The organism is Bizionia gelidisalsuginis (assembly GCF_008086185.1).
In the GTDB taxonomy this organism is placed as follows: Bacteria; Bacteroidota; Bacteroidia; order Flavobacteriales; family Flavobacteriaceae; genus Bizionia; species Bizionia saleffrena.
This window is the reverse complement of sequence record NZ_VSKN01000083.1, coordinates 1-1,060: the sequence shown is the minus strand read 5'-3', so window position 1 is coordinate 1,060 and position 1,060 is coordinate 1. Positions and strand designations below refer to the sequence as shown.

Genomic DNA, 1,060 nt, shown 5'->3' with positions numbered 1-1,060 from the left:
TTGCAGTTACCACCCTTGCGACTTACTAATGCTTCTAGGCGTTACCCCAGCGCATAAGGGACTTGCACCCTCTAGATTAATTACTTACTTTGCTGTAAGTTAAAGATGCCCATACTGGGCACACACACCGTATATAGCTCATAGCTAATTAGTTGCTTAAACAAAGTTAAGGCATATTTGCGAGGTCGCAAAATTTTTAAATTTGACGATTTCCAATAAAAAAAGATAAATAGTAAAATTTAAAAATCTGGCTTGTACTTAATCCGAAAATTATTTTCTAATTTACACGCTACGAGCCATATACAATCACGTTGGCAATAATATAAGAAACGAAATGCATCCGATTTTAATACTAACATTTATCATAATTTGTTTTTGGTCAGTTATTACAAGTTTCAAAGCGATTTTCTTGATTTTGACGAAAGAATTCAATGGAGATAAAACAACTTGGATTTTAACTGTTATGATTGGAATTATTGGACCTATTTTATGGATAACGAAAGGGAAAAAACTGATTTCTAATTCTAAAAAGGAAATATGAAAAAACTGCTTTTATTATTTATTACTTTAACTTTCAGTTGCTGTGCTCAAGAAAAAAAATGTACGGATTTTAAAACTGGAACTTTTAAATATGCCGACCCATTATACTCTGATTTGAAAGTAATTCGAACGGATTCCACTCAAACGGAAATAAATTCGAAAAACGGACTCGAAATGCATAGTTCAATAAAATGGATAAATGATTGTAATTATGTTTTGACCATAACGAAAGTCTTGAATGCTGATTTAGAGAATGTAATCGGAAAAACAATAGAGGTAGAAATTGTTGAGACTAAATCTGACAGTTATAAAGTGAAATCCAAAAGTGACGCTGGAAATTTAGAATTGGAGTTGAGAAGAATTAATTGAAGGCGGAAAAAAAATACTATTGCCAATCGAGTAGACGGCTGACAATCGAATGATTGCCAGTGCGCCTCTCACACCACCGTACGTACGGGTCTCGTATACGGCGGTTCAACGTTCATCTCAACAATTGCTCTTTACACCAATTGAAGCTACC

General features: G+C 33.8%; 2 protein-coding genes. Both read left to right on the top strand.

The genetic code is table 11. The annotated features are described in order from the left end of the window. Window positions 1-415 precede the first annotated feature (415 nt). Entirely contained in the window at window positions 416-541 is a 126-nt protein-coding gene (locus ES677_RS15820) for a hypothetical protein (RefSeq protein WP_262712730.1), read from the top strand. Between the two features lie 173 nt (window positions 542-714). Then, complete coding sequence (locus ES677_RS15135; protein WP_148381729.1) at window positions 715-909, top strand: hypothetical protein; 195 nt, start codon at window positions 715-717, stop codon at window positions 907-909. Window positions 910-1,060: the final 151 nt, after the last annotated feature.